The following is a 16,727-nucleotide window of genomic DNA, read 5'->3' as shown; positions in this document are numbered from 1 at the left end:
TGGCGAAACTGGCTTGTCGCCGGACGGTGAGACCGTGGATTAATTCCATAAATTACCAACCGCTCTGCCGACACTTCGGAATGATTTTTAAAAGGCGCGCTCAACCGGGCGGGCTTGCGTAACGCGAGGCGCTGGCTGATAGGGTCATGCGTGGTGAGCCTTGCGGCAAGTCCGGCGGAAAGACAACGCCAGATCCAGAATTCACGGTTCATGAAGAAAAATATTTTGGTACTTTGCCTTCCCGCTGTGCTAACGCTTTCGGGGTGCGGGACATTTCCAGGATGGTTGCCGGCGTCGGGACCGAGCCGTCAGCAGATACAGGAGCAGAGCGCAGCGGGCAACGTCGAAGGCATCCGGATCATCGACGTCGACGACGCGATCGCGCGCAAGCTCGCGGCCGGAAAGCAACTCGGCCAGTTCTCCGATGTCTTTGTGAGCAAGACGGCCAATAACTATGTGATTGGCCTGGGCGACGTGATCGAAGTCACAATCTGGGAAGCGCCGCCTGCGATGTTGTTTGGCTCGATGTCGCCGGTTTCGCTGCCGTCGGCTGGAGCCGGCACGTCGAATAGCATCACGCTGCCGACGCAAATGGTGGCGGCCGACGGCACCATCTCAATTCCGTTCGCGGGCCGCATCGGCGTGGCCGGCCGCACGACCGAACAAATCGAGTCGAGCATCGTCAGCCATCTCAAAGGCAAGGCGAATCAGCCGCAAGTGCTCGTGGGCGTGACCAAGAACAATGCGTCGAATGTCACGATCGTCGGCGAAGTCAATACGAGCACGATGATGCCGATCACGCCGAAGGGCGAGCGTCTGCTGGATGCGATCGCGTTTGCAGGCGGTCTGAAGCAGCCCGTCAGCCATATGGCAGTGCAGCTTTCGCGCGGTGACACGACAGCGACGATGGCGCTCGATGCCGTGATTCGCGATCCGAAGCAGAACGTGATACTCAAGCCGGGCGACGTGGTGACGGCGTTGTTCCAGCCGCAGACCTTCTCGGTGCTGGGCGCAACGGGCAAGAACGACGAAGTTCCCTTCGAGGCACAGGGCATTTCTCTCGCGCAGGCGCTCGCGCGTTCAGGCGGGCTGAACGACAGTCGCGCGGACGCACGCGCGATTTTTGTATTCCGCTTCGAAGACGCGAAGCTGCTGGACAAGACCGATCCTTCGGTGAAGGCAAGCAATGGCAAGGTGCCGGTCGTGTACGAAATCAACCTTCGCGATCCAGCGGCGTTCTTCGTCACGCAGAATTTCCCGATTCAGAATCACGACGTCGTTTATGTTTCGAACTCGCCTGGTGCCGAATTCCGCAAATTCCTGACGTATGTCGTCATAGTTGCCGATCCGACGGTGACGTTTACTCATGATTTGCAGTAACGGGTTATGACGGAAAAAATTCGTACGCCGTTTGAGGTCACATTCGCTGTCTGGCGCGCCCTGTTTTTGAGGGAGGCGCTAGATCGCCTTTTTGAGGCGCGCGCGGCGTGGTTCTGGCTGCTACTCGAACCGATTATCTACATATCGCTTCACGCATTCGGATTCGAGACGCTTCGTATTCGACAGGTGGGTGGTATTGGGATCAACATGTGGATCATCGCCGGCTTCATCGGGTTTCTGCTCTGGCGTCGCACGTGGACTCAGGTGCTGCATGGAGTTGACTCGAACAAGGCCTTCTTCGCTTATCGGCAGGTGAAGCCTTTCGATGTCGCCATCGTCCGGGCAGTTCTCGAACTGTTCCTGATGGTGCCGGTTGCTATTGTCCTGATGTGCATTGTGATTGCCACAGACCATGCGATCACGCCAGACCTTCTCAATCCGATCTGGCTTCCCCAAGATCCGCTGATGGTGATGGCGAGCGTCATTGGGCTTTGGTTGCTTGGTCTGGGCTTCGGTTTGGCCACGTCAGTGGCCATGCGCTTCGTGCGCGAACTTGACCACATCTTCAAGATCATCTATTTGCCGCTCTATTACATATCGGGTGCACTGCTTCCATTGTCGATCCTCGTGCCGGAACCCTATCAGTACATCTTTGCCGCAAATCCCATCGTGAATGGTCTCGAATTGATGAGGCAGGGCTTTATGCCGTCGTACCGAACCATGGAGGGGATTAGGTTGGGCTATTTGTACGCATGGGCGCTGGGGCTCAATTTGCTTGGCTTGGCTTTGTACAGGCGTTTTTCGAAAAAGCTGGTGATGCGGTGATTCTCATCGAAAATGTTCATAAGCGTTACGTGTCTGAGCATGGGGCAGGAAAGTGGGTGCTGCGCGGCATCACTATGACGATTCCTACAACGAGGAGTGTCGCTCTGATTGGACGCAATGGCGCAGGAAAATCGACACTTTTACGAATCATCGGCGGTATCGATTTTCCGAATAAGGGTCGCGTTCAACGCCTATGCAAGGTTTCGTGGCCCATGGGTGCGGGCGGGCTGGAAGGAACGCTGAGTGGACGCCAGAACGCAAAATTTGTGTGTCGCGTGCACGGACATCAGGACGAACTTTCGGACAGACTAGAGTTCATTCAGAGCTTTGCAGAGTTGGGTGACGCGTTCGATCAGCCCGTCACGACATATTCCTCCGGGATGCGGTCGCGTCTGCAGTTTGCGTTGTCGCTCGCGTTTGACTTCGACGTATTTATTTCCGACGAAGTCACGGCTGCCGGCGACGCCCGATTCAGGAAAAAGACTGCTGAAGCCTTCAAAAACAGAACGAGTCGCGCAAGCGTGATCATGGTTTCTCACGACGAAGCGACGCTCAAACAATTTTGTCAGTCGGCGATCTGGATCGACGAGGGCCAGGCATATTGGTTCGACGATCTGGAGCAAGGATTGAACGCCTACAAAACGAAACTTCTCCCATGAAAGAAACAGTAGCAATCGAAAATTGGCGTTCGTCCGGTAGATGGACTGCAGCCTACGATAAAGTAAAAAACACATTGTTTTCCCTCCGGCTCTTTAAGCTGATCATTCGCTTGATGATCATCTTCGCAATCGTGTCGGTGCCATATTGGGTACTCGTGGCTTCTGATCGCTATGTTTCACAAGCGACAGTGATTATCCAGCGAACGGACCAGGTCAATGGGCCTAGCGTCGCAATTTCTGCACTCAGCGCCGCCGGGGGGACTGCCAATAGCGCCGATCAGCTCCTTTTGCGTGAGTATTTGCTGTCCCAGGACATGCTTGACCAACTGGACGCCGCTCTCGATCTGCGGTCGCACTACAGCAATTGGCACCGCGACCCAATCTCACGTATGTGGTTTAAGAATGGGCCGGAAGAATGGTTTTTCCAATACTGGCTAAACCGCATCGACGTTGAATACGACGACTACAGCGGTGTATTGCGCATTCAAGCTCAGGCCTACGACGCGAAAACCGCAAAGGCGATCGTTGCGCTGATGGTCAAGTTGGGCGAGCAGCATATGAACGAGCTTGGACATCAACTCGCACAGTCGCAGGTTGATTTTCTGCAGAAGCAGGTAACTTTCGCACACGATCGTTTCCTCGATGCGTCGCGAGACGTTTTGAACTTCCAGAACGAGAAGGGGCTGGCGGCGCCTGCGTCCACGGCGGGCAATATGGATACCATTATCGACAGATTGGAAGGACAGAAGACGGACCTTCAGACGCAGATTGCCTCGCTGCCTGCAAACCTCAGCCCGAATCAGCCGACCGTCGTGATGCTTAAGAAGAATCTCGCCGCTCTGGAGCAGCAGATTGCGCTGAAGCGTGCCGAACTGGCGTCGCCTAAGAGCCGGACACTGAATTACACGGTTGAAGAATTCCAGCGTTTGCAAATGCAGGTCAATTTCACGCAAGACCTCTATAAAACCGCACTGTCTTCACTGGAGCAAGGGCGGATGGACGCGGCGCGCAAACTTAAAATGGTTTCGATTCTCCAGTCTCCGACCACGCCATCCTATCCGATGGAGCCGCAACGCTTCTATAACGTGCTTATCACACTGCTTATCACGCTGGCATTGATCGGCGTAATCAAGCTGCTCGAAAGCATCATCCTCGATCACGTGGATTGAGATCGGCAAAGCGTGAGAACCCTGATTGTCGTCCGAAAACGACTGGGACGACCAAAAAGGGCGCCTCGGCTCAATTTGTTAAACAACAATCAGAACATTGACAAGAAAGTCAGCGTAACGGCGCAGCACCTCAGCGCATTTGCGAAAATTCCGGTGAACGTATCTTGAAAACAATATCAATAATAGGTCTAGGCTATATCGGTTTGCCGACTGCAACGCTGTTCGCGTCGCGAAAAATGCGAGTGATCGGTGTCGACGTTTCGGAATATGTCGTCGATACCATCAATCGGGGAAATATTCATATCGTCGAACCCGAATTGGATATTCTGGTTCAGGCGGCGGTTGGCGCGGGTTATTTGCGCGCGACCATGCAAGCAGAGCCCGCCGATGCGTTCGTGATTGCGGTGCCGACGCCGTTGACGTCCGAGCAGAAGCCCGACGTGAGTTGCATCGAGGCCGCAGCGAAATCGCTCGCGCCAGTGCTTGCAAAAGGCAATCTCGTCATTCTGGAATCTACGTCGCCAGTGGGAACCACGGAAAAGCTCGCGCAATGGCTGGCCGAGATGCGTCCCGACCTGACGTTTCCACAGCAAGCCGGTAACGATTCCGACATTCGCATTGCTTACTGTCCGGAGCGGGTGCTGCCTGGCCGCATCGTGCACGAACTCGTTGCCAACGACCGCGTGATTGGCGGCATGACGCACAAATGCTCGGAGGCGGCAGTCGCGCTTTACAAGTCGTTCGTGCAGGGCGAATGCGTGGTGACGCAGGTGCGCGCGGCTGAAATGTGCAAGCTGGCCGAGAACAGTTTCCGCGATGTGAATATTGCTTTCGCCAACGAACTGTCGATGATTTGCGACGACCAGGGCATCGATGTATGGGAACTGATCCGTCTTGCAAACCGGCATCCGCGCGTGAATATTCTGCAACCGGGTTGTGGCGTGGGCGGTCATTGCATTGCCGTTGACCCGTGGTTCATTGTGAACAGCGCGCCGGAAACCGCCAGGCTGATCGCGACCGCGCGCTCCGTCAATGATACGAAACCTAAATGGGTGCTTCAGAAAGTCGATGAAGCAATCGCGGAACTAAAAACAAGCAGGATGACGGCGACAGACATCAGCATCGCGTGCTTCGGTCTCACGTTCAAGCCGGACATCGACGACTTGCGGGAAAGCCCGGCCCTTCATATCGCAGAGGCGTTGGCAGATCGTCACGCAGGCAAGGTTTTTGTCGTCGAACCGAACCTGGAGAGTCTGCCGCGGAGCCTGACCGATCGTCGCGTTGCGCAAATGGATTTGAACGCCGCGATGGAGCGCGCGAGCGTTCTTGTGCTGCTGGTCGATCACTCGCAGTTCAAGAACATTTCTCCGCAATTGACCCGTTTTCAAAAACTCGTCGATACCCGCGGCGTCTGGAAGAAGAAACATGGCTAACAATACTGGTATCAAAGAAGCGTTCGAATCCCGCGTCTCGGAACTTCAGCAGGAGAACGAGCTGTTGCTCGTTCAACTTCATCATGCGCAAGAGGAGCTGGAGCGCAATTATTCCAGGGCCCAACCTGCCGCGTCCAAACTGACGACCAGTTCGAATCCCAATGTGGCGAATGCGTCCACAATCGCGAACAAATGGGTCGCCGATGAGCTGCCGGAAATGTACGCGGAAAACCGACGCCTGCGGGCGCTCGTCGACGCGCAGAAGAAGATTCACGAGCGCGAATCGAATCACGCATTGAATGCTCGGCTAGGCAACATTCTGATCGAGGGCGTGGATGCACCCGGTTCGCTTTTTTTGGTGCCCGGCAAGCTCGTCAAGATATGGCGTCAATCGACTCGTCGGACTCCGCCAGCAGTGCTGGGCGGCAAAGATTTCAGTAAGATCATCGCGGCGTGGCAAAGCGGCGGTTTTAACGCTGTCGAAAAGGCGATGGGCGCACAGCCCATCGCTCCTGCGATGCAGGCCCAAGGCTACACGGCACTCGCCCGACACTTGGGAAAAGGCGATCGCGCAAATGCGGCGGAAGCGGCCCGCCGTGCCTATGACCTCGATCCGAAGGCGTTTCGTCTGAAGTGGTTGGCATTCCGGCTGCATGAGGCCGGCGACGTCGTCGAAGCGGAGGCCATGCTCGAATTGCTGCCTGTCGACGCTCAGTTCAGCGAGTCTGAAGCTCGTCAGGCCAAACAACTGCGCAATGAGGCAAAGCGTGCGCGCGACAGTGAAGCGAAGCAGAAAACCGCGTTTGCGGAGCGCCGTGCGGCTGCCGACAAGCAGTTGAGCAATCTCGCACGCGAACGTGATCAACAGTTTAGGCTCGCAACTGATCGGGCGCGCGAAGTTGTAGAGCTGAAGCAATCGAAGGCGAAGTTGGAGCAGGAAAAAGCCATGCTATCGGCGCGCTACGAATCGCAGGCGAGTCTGCTGGACCAACGCAATTGCGAACTCGAAGCGTTCAAGCAGGCAAACTCACAATTGCAGAAAGAGAACGTGATTCTAGTCGCAGAGCGCGATCAAAGCGAAATGGAATTGCGCGACGCGCTTGACGCGTCGATTCGGAAGAGCGGCGATAACGAGTCGCTGCTGGCAAGTCTTCATCTGGTTCAGGAAGAACTGGAATCTCTTCAAGCCGCAAAGGCGACCGTCGAACAGGAACTGCGAGCGTTGGAAGTCAAGCATGAAGTCGAGCGTCGCATCGCCGAAGAACGCCTTCGAGAACTCGACGCGCTGAGACAGACAAAGGCGCTGTTGGAGCAGGAAAAACAATCGCTGACCGAAGGACGCGAGACGCAAGCGCGTTTAGCAGAAGAGCGTGAGCGCGAGTTGACGTCATTGAAGCAGGCCACGGTCAAGCTGGAACAGGAAAAAGCCGCTCTAGAGAAGTTGAAGCAGACGATTGTTCCCAAAGCAAATAAGGGCGATGCCGATATCGACGACTTGCTGGCCGATCTGGAGTTGTTCTTTAACGGCAAGGCGATTATCTACGTCGACGTCGGCGCCTATGTGGGCGACGTGTTCCTGAAGATCAAGCGTTCGAGCAAGAAATTCCGAATTCACGAAGCGCATTTGTTCGAGCCTAATCCGAACAGCTACGCGCGACTCATGAGCAAGATCGCCGGCTCCGATAGTCCGGTCGTGCACGCGTACAACCTCGCAATTGCTGAATCGAGCGATGCGCATCGCTTCATCCCAGCAAAGAGCATGACCAAAGCTTTATCGGCTGACCTCGTGTCAGAAATTGGTCCAGATGACGTGTTTACCGCGCGCTGCGTGAGCCTTGATAGTCAGGCTCCGATTTTTACCGATGGCAAGATCAATCTGCTCAAGATCGACGTCGAAGGCAAGGAAATGGACGTGCTCGCGAGTGCACGCAAATTGTTCGAGAGTCAAAGCGTCGACATTATTTATATCGAGGTCGGTTTCAATCGTTCTGGAACGCAGCAGACCTATTTCGCGGAAGTTGATCAATTCCTGCAGGCATTTGGTTATCGAGTATTGCGCATTTATGAGCAGAAGGAAGAATGGATGCGCGATTCCCCGTTGTTGCGTCGCGCGAACATTGCATATATGAGTGAACGGTTCGCAAATGCTCATCCGCTCAAATTGATGCAAGAGCTTCAGGAACTGAAGAACCGGCTCAATGAGCTAACGGGTGGCGTGTTAAAAGCGGAAAGATAGTTCACGTTGAATTTTTCGCAATATCATATCCAACGGTCGATCTTTCACGACGAAACTTTAATTCGGTTAATCCAGCAGCGTCTGTCCTAACGGGGTAGTGATGAGTATCAAGCAGGGAAACGACCTGGTTCGCGCTGGCGATCTCGCCTCTGCAATCCGGGAGTACAAAAAAATCGCGACTAACGATCCGCTGTATAAATTCGCCGAATTTAATATTGCGTGGGCTGAGAAAAAGCTTCGCCTTGATCAGTCCGCAATTCCGGCAGTGCGAGACCTACGTCGCGAAATGGGTCACGTTGCCCCAAAAATTTCGATTATCATGCCGGTCTTTAATGTGGGGCCGTATCTTGATGCGTGTATTCTGTCGGTCCGTTATCAGACTTATAGCAACTTCGAGCTGATTATTGTCGATGACGCTTCCACCGATAATGGTATGGAAATCATCAGGATGCACGCGGAACTGGATAGCCGCATCCGCGTGATTCATCTCGATCACAACACATTGGGCGGTGCGGGCATTCCGAGCAATATCGGTATCAGTGCTGCGACAGGGACGTATATCGGATTTGTCGACAGTGACGACTGGATTACAGAGACGGCGTTCGAGAACATGGTCGCTGCTGCCGAGCGGCATAAGGCAGACGTCGTCATTGGTGGTTTTCGGACCTTCGTCGAACATAGTCGGCACTATTCGGAAGCGTACGATCTGCAGATGTTCGAAAAGATTTCGACCGATAAAGCTTTTACGGCAAAGTCTTTTCCGGAGGTATTCCGAACCTCCCCTGTGCCGTGGCGAAAGCTTTATCGTCGGGCATTTCTGGAAAACAATCAGATTGCGTATCCGGAAGGCGATTACTTCTACGAAGACAATCCGCTTCACTGGTTTGTGCTCGCGTCGCATGGCACGCTCGTCAAGGTCGACGACATTATCAGCTACCATCGGATGGCGCGCGAAGGTCAAACGATGGGCGCAGCCGATTTCAAGCTCGCGGCCATGTGCAGCCATATCAACACGATTGGTTGCTTTCTCGCCGATCACGTCGAATTGCCGGCAGATCAGCTGATCGTCGACGAGTTTTATGATTTCTGTTACCGCAGCAGCTGGATTTCGCAGCGTCAGGAGCGCGAAGAGGTCAAGGCAATTATCGGCAAACGCATTGCCCAGATCGTATCGAAAAATCGGAAACGGCTCCCGGCAAAGAACCTTCGTTCGAACTTCAATAGCCGTATCGAGGAGTTTTACAAAGGTTACGCGCAGCATGATCTGACCATCGTGATTCCCACGTACAACTGCGAGACGTTCGTTGAAGAAACGATCAACTGCGTACTAAATGTACCGGGCATCTCGACCAATGTCATCGTGATCGACGACGGCTCGCAGGACCGCACCGCAGAGATTTGCCGCAAACTCGAGGAGCAGCACGACAATCTGCATTTCTTCCAGCAGAAGAATCGCGGAGCGGGGCGCGCACGCAACGCTGTGATCCCTTTGTGCACAGGGCTGTATACGTTCTTCCTTGACGCGGACGACGTTGTCGATGGCGAGGAGCTGGGTAAGGCCGTCATCGAAGCCAAACGGCACGGCAATGACCTGTATTTCATGAAATACAGAATCGAATACTACGAGAAGAACCAGGTTCGCGAAATGTTTAATGCGGACAAAGCGTTGTGGGAGAGCTTCCGTCACGCAAAGGACAACAATGAACTGCGCCGCATCGCATCGTCGCTGATCAACTATCCGTGGAATCGGATTATCAAGACGGAGTTGCTTCACGACGCGAATATCTTTTTTGGCGCGACGGTGGTTCATAACGACATTGCCTTCCATTGGGAAAGCCTGCTGGCAGCCAACAACATTGGTTACGGCGAAGGTGAGGTCTGCGCGCACCGCAAGTTCGAGCAACGGTCGCAAATTACCAATGTTTCGGACCATCGGCGTTTGGCTGCGTTCGATGCGTTGGAATTTACTCATCATCGCATCGTCAATCACGTGAACGGCACTTATCTGATCCACGTGTGGAACGAGTTCGCCAGCAACCTCGTGAAATGGGTGAAGGACCGAGTTCCCGAGGATTTACAGTCTCAATACGAGGCCAGGAAAGCAAAACTATTAGATCTGCTGGCAAGCCGGCAAGAAGAGGAAACCCACAATGTATGACTATCTGATCGTTGGCGCCGGTATGTTCGGCTCTACCTTTGCACGTCTGGCCGCCGATGATGGCAAGACCTGTCTGATTATCGACAAGCGCGAGCACATTGCGGGCAATTGTCACACGGAAGAGAAGGAAGGAATTCAGGTCCACGTCTATGGGCCGCATATTTTTCACTGTAACGACGAACGGATCTGGTCGTTCGTGAATCGCTTTTCACGCTTCAATAACTTCCGGAATCAGCCGATCTCCGTATCTGATGGGAAGGTCTATTCGCTTCCTTTCAATATGTACACCTTTAACCACATGTGGGGTGTGAAGACGCCGCAAGAAGCGAAAGAGAAGATCGCGTCGCAAAAACTCGATCTTCAAGGCCGCGAGCCACGCAATCTCGAGGAGCAGGCGTTGTCGCAAGTCGGCACGGATATCTACGAAAAGCTGATTCGGGGCTATACGGCAAAACAGTGGAAGCGCGACCCGAAAGATTTGCCGGCGTCGATCATCAAGCGATTGCCTGTGCGCCTGACGTGGGATAACAACTACTTCAATGACAAGTACCAGGGCGTGCCTGAAGACGGCTACACGGCAATGTTTGAAAAAATGCTCGAAGGGATCGAGGTGAAGCTCGGCGTCGACTATCTCGCTGATCGCGAAGCATGGAATGCGAAAGCGAAGACCGTCGTCTTCACTGGCAAGATCGATGACTATTTCGATTGTCAGTTTGGCGAACTCGAATATCGGACCCTTGATTTCGAGACCTGGGTAGAAGATACCGACAATTATCAGGGTAATGCAGTCGTCAACTACGGCGATGCCGAGGTGCCTTGGACTCGCATAATCGAGCACAAGCATTTCGCGCCGGGTAACAAGAGCGAGAAGACGGTAGTGACGAAGGAGATTCCCGCGACTTGGGCAAACGGAAAGGTTCCATATTACCCGGTCGGCGACGAGGTCAACTCAGACCGTTATGAGAAGTATTGCGAGCTCGCGGAAAAAGAAGACAAGGTTGTGTTTGGCGGACGGCTTTCTGAATACAAGTACTACGACATGCACCAGGTGATCGGGTCGGCGTTTGCGAAGTACAAGTCGATGGTGTGAGCGCAGACCGATGCAGCGAATTCATCTTTTCCACTGCATATCAGTTTTGCTGCGCCCGAAGTCAAAAATTGACTGCAGGTGATCATGGTCAGCACTCGAGGAAACTTGATCGATCTGACGTGGTCAATTTTTGTAATTAACGAAACCCGAAGTCGCTCTCGATTTCGAATGTATTTCTCGCTTGATCATCGGCGCCACTCCCTGCTTGACGAGCCGATTCCCGATGAATTCCTCGAATAAGGACGCTTGATGCTTGTACGAAACTTGATGTTGGCGCTATGCGCTTATGCGTTGTCATCCAGCTCAGCCTGGGCAGGGCCGGTCAGTCTGAACGGCGCTGAAGCTGAAACGCTGAAGCAATTAATTGCGCAGGATCGGGAGGCCGAGACTCTGTACAAGGGCATAGTCAAGGTTGCAAATGACGCGCTCAACGACGTTCCGCATCCTGTCTCAGTCATTGTTGGCGAAGGTCGTCTTGACTCGGACCCGGCGAAGATGGAGACGGAAGTCGCGCTCAAGGACATGCCCAAGATCTCGGCTTTAGCATGGGCGTGGCTGGTTAGTCAAGACGGGAAGTATGCTCAAAAGGAAGGTGATTTCATTCTCGCGTGGGCTCGTGAAAATCGGCCCGATGGTGATCCTATTAACGAAACGACCCTTGAGCCGCTGATCGTAGGTTACGACATTTTACGGAGTCAGTTTTCTCCACGCGATCGCGTCATGGTAGACAACTGGATGAGGAACACGGCGGTAACCACTTGGAACGACTCCAGACATCGCACAGGGAATTGGCAGAGCCATCGCCTTAAAACGGTTGGACTCGTTGCCACTGTGCTTCAAGATAATGATCTCTGGAGTGCCGTCGAAGACGGGTTTAGGCAGCAGATGAATACCAGTTTCCTGGCCGATGGGAAGAGTATCGATTTCGATCTGCGAGACGCAATGCATTACCATCTGTTTAGCGTTCAGCCGTTGCTGACGCTGGCGTGTGTCGCGCATCAACGCAATCACGATTGGTACAGCTATCAGGCAAAGTCGGGCGCGTCACTCAAGCTTGCCGTAGACTTCATCAAGCCCTTTGCGTTAGGGCAGGAAACCCACACAGAATTTAAACATTCGAAAGCCAAGTTCGACCAGGCGCGCGCGGCCGCAGGGCAGCATGAATATGCGCCGCACATTTGGAGCACTTGCAACGCTGGACCGGTGTTTGCAGAGGCGAGTTGTGTTGATCCGGAAGCGGAGAACTTTGCTGCTAAAGTCTGGTGCGGCTCACCTCATAAAAAGTTCGTCAATTGGGAAAGCGTAGTGAACTACGTGAGAGCAGTCAAATAGTCGTGGTGGACGAAGACTCGACGATCTCCAGGCGTCCGCTAACGACAGTCACACATCAATCTGACAGATCGAGCTGGCCGGATAACAAATTATCGTGTCGCCGGCTCGGGCTTTTATCTGTTGTCGTGATGCAGATTGCGACTCCTCGCCAACTCGTACTCTGGGATTCTTGCGCGGTCCCAGTTGACGCCCGTTTTGACCACGCGTGCTGGCGTACCGGCGATTGCGACGAATTTCTCCTCGAACTTTCGCGAAAGCAACGTGTTCGAACCCACGATTACGTTGCTGGATATCTGAGCGCCCTTAAGAAAAGTTGCTCCGGCGCCGATCCAGACGTGATCACCTACGACAATAGGGGTAGATCTATTCAATACTTCGCCCGTTGCAACGTTGAAGATCGTGTGTCCGTCTGCGCCACGGAAAAGAATGTTGGAACTCATCATGCAATCTTTTCCAATGGAAACGAAAAGATTTGCGTCGTTCACCAACGCAAAGCGTGACCCTTCGATGGAACAACCCTCATCGATGAACAGTTGCTTGAATTTACACGGGCAGGCGGTTTCGATCCTGGTATTTTTGATACCTTTGGAGTGAGTTCTTTTAATGGTGACCAGTGCAGCGCCGCCCGCCGAAATCCGGGTGTTGCGGAAAATAGACCCTTCTTCGATCTCGACGACGCCTCCGAGACGTCCCAGAAATTCGACCTCGAGTCCGTCTATACGGGGGTTTTCGATGATGCTGCCGTCGTTACAACGAAGACGATAGACGCATTTCCCCACTTCTACATCCATTACTAGCTCCAAGCGTATGCTTATTTCCGGGTGATCAGACATACAATTTCAATCAGAAGCCGACGACGCGTTTCGAGAGCGATGCGAGCCACGACTTGCCGGAGCCGATGGGAGGGCATCCCGGCGGATTCTTCGCGAGGCAATTATACGATCACTGCTCCCAAAGGTAGTGTGTTGGTTCAGCCGACTTTCGGAAACTGTTGCGCGCGCGTCTTCGTCAATCGGCGAAATCTCGATTGCTGCGTGTTGTTTATCGACAACTTTTTGATGGAGTTAGATCGGCCCATATCGGCGATGCGTTGTCGTCGGTACGCCGGTGTTCCACCCAGCCTGATGCAGTGGAGTCTGTGTAGCGCGCCACCCACGGAATTCGACGCGGCGGCTCGTTTTGCCGACGCTCAAAATGATAAGATGGCGACTCGGTTTTGAGCGGGGGTCGTGGAGGTTGCTTCGAGATTGACGGGTTTGGATGCATTGATTTTTAATATTTTACTTTTTATCCCGGTTCTCAACGCTCCAAATGATCGATTAATTTCCAGTTGGCGCAGCTGGGATTTTTGGGGTATATCGAGACGTCGTTCGCTGCAATGCCGCTTGTCCCGGATATCGCGCAGCGAAGGATGATGGACGGGAGTGTGCTGAAAAGCCTTGATCGCTGAATTGAGGCTGGTAACAAGGTACAAGCCTCGCACAGGGAATGCACTCTGCGCGTGGCACAAGAGGTATGCGGAAACATAAAATATGCTGGTTGTGAAGAGAGCGTCGCATCTGGCGAAACGATGCAAATCCAGCCCGCGTCAAAAGGTTTTATAAGGTAAGCCAATGAAAATCGCAATCGCCGGCACAGGCTACGTCGGTCTTTCTCTTGCTGTATTGCTCGCTCAGAATAACAAGGTCATCGCGCTGGACATCGTTCCTGAGAAAGTGGCGATGCTCAACCGCAAGGAATCGCCGATCGAGGATGCGGAGATCGAGGAATTCCTCGCTCACAAGTCGCTCGACTTCCGAGCCACGCTCGACAAGGTTGAAGCCTATGCGAACGCCGACTATGTGATCATCGCCACGCCGACCGACTACGATCCGGAAACTAACTATTTCAACACTTGCTCGATAGAAAGCGTCGTTCGCGATGTGAAGGAAATCAATCCGCAAGCGGTCATGGTGATCAAGTCGACCATTCCGGTCGGTTACACCGAGCGCACGCGCGAAACACTGGGCACGCAAAATCTGATCTTCTCGCCGGAATTCCTGCGCGAAGGCAAGGCGCTATACGACAATCTGTACCCGTCGCGTATCGTCGTCGGCGAGCGTTCGGAGCGCGCTGAAGTTTTCGCCGAGTTGCTGAAGCAAGGCGCCGTCAAGCAGGACATTCCGACGCTCTTCACCGGCAGCACCGAAGCAGAAGCGATCAAACTTTTCGCCAATACGTATCTCGCGATGCGGGTCGCGTATTTCAACGAACTCGACACGTACGCCGCGCAGCACGGCCTTGATACCCACCAGATCATTCAAGGTGTGTGCCTCGACTCGCGCATCGGTTCGCATTACAACAATCCGAGCTTCGGCTACGGCGGTTACTGTCTGCCGAAGGACACCAAGCAACTCCTCGCGAATTACAGCGACGTGCCGCAAAACCTGATTCACGCTATCGTCGAGTCGAATGGCACGCGGAAAGACTTCATCGCCGAGAGCGTGCTCCAACGTAGCCCGAAGGTGGTCGGCATCTACCGGCTGGTGATGAAAGCAGGTTCCGACAATTTCCGCGCGTCGAGCATTCAGGGTGTGATGAAACGCATCAAGGCGAAGGGCGTGGAAGTGATCGTCTACGAACCGGCGACGCACGAATCGAGTTTTTTCAATTCGTCAGTGGTCAACGATCTGGTTGAATTCAAGCGCTCGGCCGATGTGATCGTCGCAAATCGCATGACGGCCGATCTGGCGGACGTGGCGGACAAGGTATACACGCGCGATCTGTTCGGCGGCGACGCATGAACGATCCGCAACCCGCTCGCAACGACTCGACCGGCTCGCAGCTTCCCCGCATTCTGTTCTTCAACGTGAATGGCTCAGGCATGGGCCATCTGAATCGTTGTCTTTCGTATGCGCGGCGGTTGCGCGGCCGTGCCCGAGCGGTTTTCTTTTCCTTGGCGTCGGCCATCGAGCTCATCGAAGAGATGGGATTCGAGGCGGATTATTTCGTTTCGCCATACTGGTCGACGAGCTCCACGTTTGCGTGGAATAGCGAGCTGGCTGTGCGTTTCGGCATGATGCTCGAACGCGTTCGTCCCGACGTAATCGTCTTCGACGGCACTTGGCCGTTTCAAGGGTTTCTGGCGACGTGCGAGACGTTCGGTTCGCCAGCGCTCGTCTGGTCGAACCGAGGTTTGCTCAAGGAGGGCGGCAAGACGGTCTCCGTGGACGAGTCGCGTTTCGATCTCGTGATCCAGCCCGGCGAATTGGGCGCGCAGGAAAGCGAGCGGCCGCTCGAAGGCGGCGGCACGCGTGCGCTCGTGCCGCCCGTGTGCGTGCTCGAAGACGATGAGTTGCTTGACCGCGCTACAGCGCGCGAGGCGTTGAGCCTTCCGAAGGATTGCCGTTTTGTCCTGTTCGCGTTGGGCCCTGGCAATCTGAAGGATGTGGCAGGAATCGGCCACGGGCTGATTCGTGTGTTCGAGGCGGCCGGTTTCAAAGTAGTCTGGGTGCGTGCGCCCATTTCCGTGCGCGACATCGAATTGCCGGCCGGCGTGATGCCGCTGACGGTCTATCCGCTCGCGCGCTATTTGCGTGCGTTCGACGCCTTTGTCGGCGCCGCCGGCTACAACACCTGCTGCGAACTCGTGCAGGCGGGCGTGCCCGCGCTGCTCGTACCCAATGCGCAGCTCGCCGACGATCAGGTGCGTCGCGCCCACATGGTTGCCGACGTTATGCCGGCTGTCGTGTCTGCCTGCGAGACCGATGACGAACGCGAGGCTGCGGTCGGTAGACTGCTCGATATGCTGAACGATACGCCCGCTGAACGCGCAACGATTCGGATGAACGGCGCCGTGCTCGCAGCGGAAAAAATCCTCGCTTTGGCAGCAAGACGGGAGCGCATGCAGTGAGCGTGATTGCAGAAGCCAAAGCATTGCGGCGTGAGGTGAAAGCGCTCGCGGCCAGACCCGAATGGGATCTGCTCGTCCGTTACGACCTGCTCGAAAAAAAACCGCCTTCGTCATGGCAGGAGCGTGTTTGGCGGCGCATTCGGCATTTGTTGGCGTCGGCAAATCTGATTTCGCCGCACGTAACGCCATATCCGTGGCTGCCGACCCTCAAGCACAGGCCGCTTTCTGCCGATGTAAAGACAGTGATGATCTGGGCGCTCGGCGCCGATCGTCATCAGTTGCGCGCCGCATGCGAGGGCTTGTCGAAAAAGCTTCAAGGCGGCGATGATCTGGCGCCGGTTCTGGTGACGGATATCGCCGATTTCGCCTTTTATTCCCGGCAGGGTTGGCTGGTGGAATATGTGCCGTCATTAAGCGGCGAGGGCCCATCGCTACAGCAGAGAAAGGAGGCGTATCTCGCGTGGCGCTATCGAGATGCAATCGTCCTGCCGTTGAGCGCTGGTTTGGCCAGCGACGCGCAATGGCATGCATTGCTGAAATTGAGCTGAGAAAG

At 54.5% G+C, this 16,727-nt stretch carries 13 protein-coding genes; 12 read left to right on the top strand and 1 reads right to left on the bottom strand.

From position 1 onward, the window contains the following. Window positions 1-210 precede the first annotated feature (210 nt). The 9 genes from OKW27_RS14845 (at window position 211) to OKW27_RS14805 (ending at window position 12,282) form a co-directional block, all read left to right on the top strand. Window positions 211-1,380 (top strand): polysaccharide biosynthesis/export family protein, encoded by a 1,170-nt coding sequence (locus OKW27_RS14845; RefSeq protein WP_429333942.1) that lies wholly within the window; start codon window positions 211-213, stop codon window positions 1,378-1,380. A 6-nt stretch (window positions 1,381-1,386) separates the two neighbouring features. After that, window positions 1,387-2,205 carry an ABC transporter permease gene (locus OKW27_RS14840; RefSeq protein ID WP_429333941.1) on the top strand — a complete coding sequence of 273 codons (819 nt, stop codon included), beginning with the start codon at window positions 1,387-1,389 and terminating at the stop codon, window positions 2,203-2,205. Beyond that, entirely contained in the window at window positions 2,202-2,864 is a 663-nt protein-coding gene (locus OKW27_RS14835; RefSeq protein ID WP_184046778.1) for an ABC transporter ATP-binding protein, read from the top strand. The genes OKW27_RS14840 and OKW27_RS14835 overlap by 4 nt, the downstream gene beginning before the upstream one ends. Beyond that, window positions 2,861-4,033 carry a chain-length determining protein gene (locus tag OKW27_RS14830; protein WP_429333940.1) on the top strand — a complete coding sequence of 391 codons (1,173 nt, stop codon included), beginning with the start codon at window positions 2,861-2,863 and terminating at the stop codon, window positions 4,031-4,033. Before OKW27_RS14835 ends, OKW27_RS14830 begins: the two co-directional genes overlap by 4 nt. A gap of 161 nt (window positions 4,034-4,194) precedes the next feature. Beyond that, a complete protein-coding gene (gene wecC / locus OKW27_RS14825) occupies window positions 4,195-5,466 on the top strand; it encodes a UDP-N-acetyl-D-mannosamine dehydrogenase (RefSeq protein ID WP_429334601.1) in 1,272 nt (423 codons plus the stop codon). Then, complete coding sequence (locus tag OKW27_RS14820) at window positions 5,459-7,702, top strand: FkbM family methyltransferase (RefSeq protein WP_429333939.1); 2,244 nt, start codon at window positions 5,459-5,461, stop codon at window positions 7,700-7,702. Before wecC ends, OKW27_RS14820 begins: the two co-directional genes overlap by 8 nt. Before the next feature lie 100 nt (window positions 7,703-7,802). Continuing rightward, window positions 7,803-9,860 carry a glycosyltransferase family 2 protein gene (locus tag OKW27_RS14815; RefSeq protein ID WP_429333938.1) on the top strand — a complete coding sequence of 686 codons (2,058 nt, stop codon included), beginning with the start codon at window positions 7,803-7,805 and terminating at the stop codon, window positions 9,858-9,860. Continuing rightward, window positions 9,853-10,950: a UDP-galactopyranose mutase gene (gene glf, locus OKW27_RS14810; protein ID WP_429333937.1), complete on the top strand. Its 1,098-nt coding sequence runs from the start codon at window positions 9,853-9,855 to the stop codon at window positions 10,948-10,950. Before OKW27_RS14815 ends, glf begins: the two co-directional genes overlap by 8 nt. 249 nt (window positions 10,951-11,199) lie before the next feature. Continuing rightward, window positions 11,200-12,282: an alginate lyase family protein gene (locus tag OKW27_RS14805; RefSeq protein ID WP_429333936.1), complete on the top strand. Its 1,083-nt coding sequence runs from the start codon at window positions 11,200-11,202 to the stop codon at window positions 12,280-12,282. Between the two features lie 113 nt (window positions 12,283-12,395). On the opposite strand, the gene OKW27_RS14800 is transcribed toward OKW27_RS14805, so the two are convergent. Continuing rightward, entirely contained in the window at window positions 12,396-13,073 is a 678-nt protein-coding gene (locus tag OKW27_RS14800) for an acyltransferase (RefSeq protein WP_429333935.1), read from the bottom strand. 822 nt (window positions 13,074-13,895) lie between these two features. On the opposite strand from OKW27_RS14800, the gene OKW27_RS14795 reads away from it, so the two are divergent. Genes OKW27_RS14795 through OKW27_RS14785 form a run of 3 tightly spaced genes read left to right on the top strand, consistent with a single transcriptional unit; the run spans window position 13,896 to window position 16,722 of the window. Then, window positions 13,896-15,065, top strand: a complete 1,170-nt coding sequence (locus tag OKW27_RS14795; protein WP_429333934.1) for a nucleotide sugar dehydrogenase — start codon at window positions 13,896-13,898, stop codon at window positions 15,063-15,065. Next, window positions 15,062-16,174 carry a glycosyltransferase gene (locus OKW27_RS14790; protein ID WP_429333933.1) on the top strand — a complete coding sequence of 371 codons (1,113 nt, stop codon included), beginning with the start codon at window positions 15,062-15,064 and terminating at the stop codon, window positions 16,172-16,174. Before OKW27_RS14795 ends, OKW27_RS14790 begins: the two co-directional genes overlap by 4 nt. Continuing rightward, window positions 16,171-16,722, top strand: a complete 552-nt coding sequence (locus OKW27_RS14785) for a hypothetical protein (protein ID WP_429333932.1) — start codon at window positions 16,171-16,173, stop codon at window positions 16,720-16,722. Before OKW27_RS14790 ends, OKW27_RS14785 begins: the two co-directional genes overlap by 4 nt. The last annotated feature ends 5 nt before the right edge of the window (window positions 16,723-16,727 follow it).

It is taken from the genome of Paraburkholderia sp. 35.1 (assembly GCF_050436525.1).
Taxonomy (GTDB): domain Bacteria; phylum Pseudomonadota; class Gammaproteobacteria; order Burkholderiales; family Burkholderiaceae; genus Paraburkholderia; species Paraburkholderia tuberum.
Note: the sequence above shows the minus strand (reverse complement) of the source record. Positions and strands in the feature narration are given on the sequence as shown.